The 6103-nt window shown below is 38.2% G+C and carries 4 protein-coding genes, 16 tRNA genes and 2 rRNA genes; 18 read left to right on the top strand and 4 right to left on the bottom strand.

The genetic code is table 11. The annotated features are described in order from the left end of the window. From ACIQ38_RS11505 to ACIQ38_RS11420, 18 genes are all read left to right on the top strand, one after another. Window positions 1-88: ribosomal RNA gene (locus tag ACIQ38_RS11505) — 23S ribosomal RNA — on the top strand; the annotation flags it as partial. A 120-nt stretch (window positions 89-208) separates the two neighbouring features. Further along, window positions 209-324: ribosomal RNA gene (gene rrf / locus ACIQ38_RS11500) — 5S ribosomal RNA — on the top strand. Window positions 325-334: 10 nt separating this feature from the next. Continuing rightward, window positions 335-409: transfer RNA gene (locus ACIQ38_RS11495), tRNA-Asn, on the top strand. 5 nt (window positions 410-414) lie between these two features. Beyond that, window positions 415-506, top strand: a tRNA-Ser gene (locus ACIQ38_RS11490). Window positions 507-528: 22 nt separating this feature from the next. Beyond that, window positions 529-603, top strand: a tRNA-Glu gene (locus ACIQ38_RS11485). A 31-nt stretch (window positions 604-634) separates the two neighbouring features. Next, window positions 635-710: transfer RNA gene (locus ACIQ38_RS11480), tRNA-Val, on the top strand. Between the two features lie 28 nt (window positions 711-738). Continuing rightward, window positions 739-815, top strand: a tRNA-Met gene (locus tag ACIQ38_RS11475). 3 nt (window positions 816-818) lie between these two features. Further along, window positions 819-894: transfer RNA gene (locus ACIQ38_RS11470), tRNA-Asp, on the top strand. A gap of 140 nt (window positions 895-1034) precedes the next feature. Then, a tRNA-Phe gene (locus ACIQ38_RS11465) sits at window positions 1035-1110 on the top strand. Between the two features lie 11 nt (window positions 1111-1121). Further along, window positions 1122-1197 (top strand) — tRNA-Thr (locus ACIQ38_RS11460). Window positions 1198-1200: 3 nt separating this feature from the next. Next, a tRNA-Tyr gene (locus ACIQ38_RS11455) sits at window positions 1201-1284 on the top strand. Window positions 1285-1290: 6 nt separating this feature from the next. Then, window positions 1291-1364, top strand: a tRNA-Trp gene (locus ACIQ38_RS11450). A 25-nt stretch (window positions 1365-1389) separates the two neighbouring features. After that, window positions 1390-1465: transfer RNA gene (locus ACIQ38_RS11445), tRNA-His, on the top strand. A 38-nt stretch (window positions 1466-1503) separates the two neighbouring features. After that, window positions 1504-1579: transfer RNA gene (locus tag ACIQ38_RS11440), tRNA-His, on the top strand. A 1-nt stretch (window position 1580) separates the two neighbouring features. Next, a tRNA-Gln gene (locus ACIQ38_RS11435) sits at window positions 1581-1652 on the top strand. 7 nt (window positions 1653-1659) lie between these two features. Next, window positions 1660-1734: transfer RNA gene (locus ACIQ38_RS11430), tRNA-Gly, on the top strand. Window positions 1735-1745: 11 nt separating this feature from the next. Continuing rightward, window positions 1746-1819, top strand: a tRNA-Cys gene (locus ACIQ38_RS11425). A gap of 33 nt (window positions 1820-1852) precedes the next feature. Beyond that, window positions 1853-1935: transfer RNA gene (locus tag ACIQ38_RS11420), tRNA-Leu, on the top strand. Window positions 1936-2219: 284 nt separating this feature from the next. On the opposite strand, the gene ACIQ38_RS11415 is transcribed toward ACIQ38_RS11420, so the two are convergent. From ACIQ38_RS11415 to ACIQ38_RS11400, 4 genes are all read right to left on the bottom strand, one after another. Continuing rightward, window positions 2220-3512, bottom strand: a complete 1293-nt coding sequence (locus ACIQ38_RS11415; RefSeq protein ID WP_402822528.1) for a TRAP transporter large permease — start codon at window positions 3510-3512, stop codon at window positions 2220-2222. A 19-nt stretch (window positions 3513-3531) separates the two neighbouring features. Continuing rightward, window positions 3532-4032: a TRAP transporter small permease gene (locus ACIQ38_RS11410; RefSeq protein ID WP_402822526.1), complete on the bottom strand. Its 501-nt coding sequence runs from the start codon at window positions 4030-4032 to the stop codon at window positions 3532-3534. A 106-nt stretch (window positions 4033-4138) separates the two neighbouring features. Next, complete coding sequence (locus ACIQ38_RS11405; RefSeq protein WP_402822523.1) at window positions 4139-5209, bottom strand: TRAP transporter substrate-binding protein; 1071 nt, start codon at window positions 5207-5209, stop codon at window positions 4139-4141. A 108-nt stretch (window positions 5210-5317) separates the two neighbouring features. Then, window positions 5318-6085: a fumarylacetoacetate hydrolase family protein gene (locus tag ACIQ38_RS11400; RefSeq protein WP_402822520.1), complete on the bottom strand. Its 768-nt coding sequence runs from the start codon at window positions 6083-6085 to the stop codon at window positions 5318-5320. Window positions 6086-6103: the final 18 nt, after the last annotated feature.

Genomic DNA, 6103 nt, shown 5'->3' with positions numbered 1-6103 from the left:
CTCAAAGACGATGAGGTAGATAGGTTCGGGGTGGAAGCGTGGCGACACGTGCAGCTGACGAATACTAATCGATCGAGGACTTAACCAAAATGTATATATTGTAGATATGTCGTTTATCCAGTTTTGAAAGAATAAAAAAAATATAAAAATAACTATTGCAAAAATCTCTAGTTATGATATAATAATACTTGTCTTTCAAATTAATATGTCTAGTGATGAAGGCGAAGAGGTCACACCCGTTCCCATACCGAACACGGAAGTTAAGCTCTTCAGCGCCGATGGTAGTTGGGGGTTTCCCCCTGTGAGAGTAGGACGTCGCTGGGCATAATAATATTCCGAAGTAGCTCAGTGGTAGAGCAATCGGCTGTTAACCGATCGGTCGTAGGTTCGAGTCCTACCTTCGGAGCCATTAATGGAGAGCTGTCCGAGTGGCCGAAGGAGCACGATTGGAAATCGTGTAGGCGGGTAACCCTGTCTCAAGGGTTCAAATCCCTTGCTCTCCGCCAGATAACTTCTCTTATACATAATGGCCCCTTGGTCAAGCGGTTAAGACACCGCCCTTTCACGGCGGTAACACGGGTTCGAATCCCGTAGGGGTCACCATTATTTTATAAATAATAACCAGCATTAAAACGGAGGATTAGCTCAGCTGGGAGAGCATCTGCCTTACAAGCAGAGGGTCGGCGGTTCGAGCCCGTCATCCTCCACCATTAATTGAAAAAGCAAGTATAATATTATCGCGGGGTGGAGCAGTTCGGTAGCTCGTCGGGCTCATAACCCGAAGGTCACAGGTTCAAATCCTGTCCCCGCAACCAAATGGTCCCGTGGTGTAGCGGTTAACATGCCTGCCTGTCACGCAGGAGATCGCCGGTTCGATCCCGGTCGGGACCGCCATTTAATTAATTTGTTAGAGATTTAGGATAAGCAAGCAGGTCGAGGAAGCAATCGAGTGAAAGAAGGAGCGTACCTGAGTACGTGACTGATAGAACGAGTGCAGCTGACAAAGAGATGCGAAGATTAGCGTAAATCGAAATGGCTCAGTAGCTCAGTCGGTAGAGCAAAGGACTGAAAATCCTTGTGTCGGCGGTTCGATTCCGTCCTGAGCCACCATATTTCTTTAAGCCGGAATAGCTCAATTGGTAGAGCAACTGACTTGTAATCAGTAGGTTGGGGGTTCAAGTCCTCTTTCCGGCACCACTTGGAGGGGTAGCGAAGTGGCTAAACGCGGCGGACTGTAAATCCGCTCCTTAGGGTTCGGCGGTTCGAATCCGTCCCCCTCCACCAGTTTTTAGGGGCATAGTTTAACGGTAGAATAGAGGTCTCCAAAACCTTTGATGTGGGTTCGATTCCTACTGCCCCTGCCAATTTTACTAGTTAACTTGAATAATGGCGGTTGTGGCGAAGTGGTTAACGCATCGGATTGTGATTCCGACATTCGTGGGTTCGATTCCCATCAGTCGCCCCATTTTCCTTATGAGTTAGCTCTTTTTTTATTTAATAGTGGCGATTGTGGCGAAGTGGTTAACGCACCGGATTGTGATTCCGGCATTCGTGGGTTCAATTCCCATCAGTCGCCCCATTGGGGTATAGCCAAGCGGTAAGGCAACGGATTTTGATTCCGTCATGCCCTGGTTCGAATCCAGGTACCCCAGTTTATTTGCGGAAGTAGTTCAGTGGTAGAACACCACCTTGCCAAGGTGGGGGTCGCGAGTTCGAACCTCGTCTTCCGCTCCATTATTTCCTTCGGCGGCATAGCCAAGTGGTAAGGCACAGGTCTGCAACACCTTTATCACCGGTTCAAATCCGGTTGCCGCCTCCAGTTTTATAAAATAAACTTTGATACTTATATTTTGCCGGTGTGGCGGAATTGGCAGACGCGCGGGACTCAAAATCCCGTATCCTCTGGATGTGTCGGTTCGACCCCGACCACCGGTATCTTTAAAAAGTGTGTTGAATCAAAAAACAATAAAACACCCACTAACTTTGTTAAATCAGAGTTTGTGGGTGTTTTTGATTTGTATGGTAGAAATAAACTTTCTGCAATTACAGTTTAAATCGAAAACATACAGGATATTGGAAGTACAGCATTGGATAGGCAAACACTAAAATACTTGTTTAGCACTCCAAATTATTTTGTTTTGAAACAGCAAAATCATGTAATATGAAATTTTAGTTTAGAATTTAAACTTTTCTATTAATATCAAATGCTAGTACTTTCATTAACTGCCTGTACCGCCTATTAAATTTGGTAAAAACATAATAAATGGCTCTGCAAACATAAAAACAAATAGTAATATGATTAAAGCGATAGTAAATGGAAGTGTTGCTTTGGCAACTTGTTCTAAAGTCAATCCACTAATAGCACTCGCAACGTTTAGGTTATCCCCGACCGGTGGTGTTAAAAATCCAATTTCTGCTGCTAAAATCATGACAATACCAAAGTGCACCGGATGCATTCCTAATTCTGTTACAACAGGTAATAAAATAGGGGCTAATAAAATAATTCCTGCTAATGTTTCCATAAACATTCCGATAAACACAAGCAGGATAACAATTGCACAAAGAATAACCCATGAACCGACAGGAAGAGATGTTAAAAACTCTGCAATTAATATTGGGATTTTTTCTATTGTAAGAATTCTCCCATAAGTAGAAGCAGTCGCTATAATAATAAGGATTATCCCAGAAATTAAAGTAGTCTGTTTAAATAATTCAATTGCATCAGCTCTTTTTATTTCTTTATAAATAAAAATTCCTAAAAAAGCACTATATGCTACTGCAATACCTGCCGCCTCAGTAGGAGTAAATATTCCTCCGTATATTCCGCCGAGTACAACAATTGGCATTAACAGTGTCCATTTTGCCTCATTAATATACTTAAAGCGTTCTTTCCAAGTAGCTTTTTTTCCAGATCCTATAAAACCCCTTTTTTTAGAAGTAAGATAACTGATTGACCAAAGTACCGCTGCAATAAATAAGCCAGGTATGACGCCTGCAATGAATAAATCACCAATAGAAGTATTTGTTGTAATACCATAAATGATTAAAGGTATACTTGGTGGAATGATTATTCCGAGGGTTCCGGCTGAGGCAACTACTGCAGAACTAAATCCCGGATCGTACTTTTCCTTTACCATTGCTGGAATCATAATACCTCCGATAGCTGCAACCGTTGCTGGACCCGATCCACTAAGTGCTGCAAACACGGTACAAGCCAAAATTGCAACTCCAGCAAGTCCCCCTGTCTGGTGACCGACAAATGACTTTGCAACATCAATTAACCTTCTAGATAGCCCTCCATGTTCCATTATTAATCCGGCAAATACAAATAGGGGAACTGCCATTAAAGCATAAGAATCTACTGTAGTAAACATTCCTTGTGCAATGAACTGAAGTGGCATTTTTTCCGTGATGAATAATGTTAAAACGGATGATATACCTAGTGCAAACGCAATAGGAACACTAAGAATCATTAAAATAATAAAACTTCCAAATAATATTAGAGTAGCCATGCTCACACCCCCTGTAAAATTAATGGCTTTCTTTTAAGTTTCTCAATTCCTTAAATCCATTTACGATATGTTGGGTAACTCTAAAGGTCATTAAGAGTGCTCCCATTGGTAATCCAAGATATACAATATACATTGGAATTCGATTGGCAGGTGATACTTGTCCCATGTTGAACTGATTCATAACTGTTTGAACACTATAGTAATCTACAAATATTAGAAAACCTACCCAACAAAATAAAGCAATTATTTTGAGGAGTTGACTATAAGTTGGAGAAATTTTATGAAGTATATTCACTAAAAAGTTAAATTTTACATGTCGCTGATATCTTACCGCAAAGGCTGCACTTGTATAAACAAACCAAACGAATGCATATCTGGATAATTCCTCAGACCATGTCAATGACTCATTAAAGATATAACGCATAACAACTTGGAAGATACATAAAAACGAGAAGAATATTAATAAAATTGCGGATAAATACGTTTCAACATGGTCATCCAAATGTTTATAAATTTTCATTAAAGTCGCCTCCTTGAATATATTTAAACTAAATTACACCCAAAATTTCGTGATTAAATAATGGTATAATCGCAAAGTTTCTGGGTGTTAATCTAGGAAATAATTATTATTTTATAGCATCTAAGAATTTATCATTTCCAGTAGCTTCAAGTAATTGGATTAATTTTTCTTTATCAACCTTATCTGCATTCTTTGCATAAAATGGAACGGAAGCTTCAATCCAAGCATTATATTCTTTATCAGTTAAGTCTCTAAAGATAGCACCTTCTTCTTCAAGCTTAGCTCGTAGCTCAGCATCAATAGAACTATTTAATTCTCTTAAATACTTAACTGTATCATTTATGGAGGATTTTATTATTTCTTGATTTTCCTTAGAAAGTCCATTAAAGAAATCTTTGTTCATAATATATATTTCAGGATCGTAAATATGGCCAGTTGTTGTAATATACTTGCTAACCTCATGGAATTTTCCTGAATGGATTAGCCCAAGAACGTTTTCAACTCCATCGACAACACCTTGAGATAAACCTGTAAATACTTCAGTGAAAGCTAAAGGTGTTGGATTTGCTCCTACTTCTTTCCAATATGCGATATGCATAGGGACTTCCATCGTGCGGATTTTCAGCCCATTGATATCTTCCGGTGTAACGATTTCTCCTTTGTTGTTTGATAAGTGTCTGTAACCAAGTTCACCATAATTTAGTCCGACAAGTCCGCTTTGTTCTAATCCTTTTAATAATTCTTGTCCAAATTCTCCATCAACAACTTCATGTGCTGTCTTTGAATCTTTGAAAATAAATGGGAAATCAAATATTTGTAGTGCGGAAGAGAAGTTTGCAAGTACTCCAACTGAAGGAGATGACATCTGAATATTACCTGCTTGTGTACTTTCTATCATTTCTCTTTCTCCACCTAGCTGACCATCAGGATAAATATCTACTTCGATTTTTCCATCGGATCTTTCTTCAACTAATCTTTTAAATTCCATAAATGCTTTATGTTGAGTAGTTTCTGTAGAGACAACATGCGCTGCCATAATTGTGATTTTTTTATCACTACTTGTGCTTTCCGATGAAGAAACGCCACTACTACTTGAAGTTGAATTTGTTTTAGAACATGCTACTAGTGTTAAAGCTACAAAAGCTAAAAGTAAAAACAATAAATTTTTTTTCAACATCTTCATATCCCCTTTATCAATGTGATAGGAACTTTCTTTAAGAACACACCATTCAATTACTCCAAATGATTAATTTTAAGTCTTAGTTTTTTAATATCTTCGCTCCTTTCAGTCGATTGTCGACATTAAAACTTTATTTTTTAATTCGCCAATACCTTTAATACGAACTACCATTTCATCTTTAGGATTTACGGGACCTACTCCAAAAGGGGTTCCTGTAATAATTACATCACCCGGGAGAAGTGTCATTACTTTGGATACATAACTCACGATATAATCTATTCCGAAAATTAAGTTTTCAGTATTGGAACTTTGCTTTAATTCCCCATTAACATGGAGAGTAATATCTAAATTACTGGGATCGATGTCTCTTACAATACCTGGACCAATTGGGCAAAATGTATCAAACGATTTTCCCCTAGTCCACTGTCCATCAGAAAACTGCAAATCTCGTGCTGTTACATCATTTGCGATTGTATAACCAAAAATTGCATCTTTAGATTCTTTTTCCGTTATGTTTTTAGTTTTCTTTCCAATGACTATTCCTAATTCTGCTTCATATTCAACATGATTTGTTTGTTTGGGGTAAATAACTACATCCTCTGTAGCAACTACGGTTGTGTTTGGTTTAAGAAAAATTAGTGGTTCTTTCGGTAGTTCAAGATTTACCTCTTTTGCATGATCAACATAATTTAAGCCAATGCAAACTACTTTAGAAGGCTCAGTAGGGGGTAATAATTTTAAATCTGTTATTTCTAATTCTTGTTCTGTTACAGTAAAATTGGTAAAAATATCTCCGTCAATCACTTTTACTTTTCCGTCTTTTAACACTCCATACAATATATTACTATTTTGATTTTCAAATCTAATTATCATCGTAAATAACTCCTTTCA

Source organism: Psychrobacillus sp. NPDC096389, assembly GCF_044762855.1.
Classification (GTDB): domain Bacteria; phylum Bacillota; class Bacilli; order Bacillales_A; family Planococcaceae; genus Psychrobacillus.
The sequence above is the reverse complement of the archived record's forward strand: the minus strand, read 5'-3'. Positions and strand labels throughout refer to the sequence as shown.

Coding starts and splice junctions, on each gene's coding strand:
- ACIQ38_RS11415 (WP_402822528.1), bottom strand. CDS start 3,512: ATGGCTACTCTAATATTATTTGGAAGTTTTATTATTTTAATGATTCTT.
- ACIQ38_RS11400 (WP_402822520.1), bottom strand. CDS start 6,085: ATGATAATTAGATTTGAAAATCAAAATAGTAATATATTGTATGGAGTG.
- ACIQ38_RS11410 (WP_402822526.1), bottom strand. CDS start 4,032: ATGAAAATTTATAAACATTTGGATGACCATGTTGAAACGTATTTATCC.
- ACIQ38_RS11405 (WP_402822523.1), bottom strand. CDS start 5,209: ATGTTGAAAAAAAATTTATTGTTTTTACTTTTAGCTTTTGTAGCTTTA.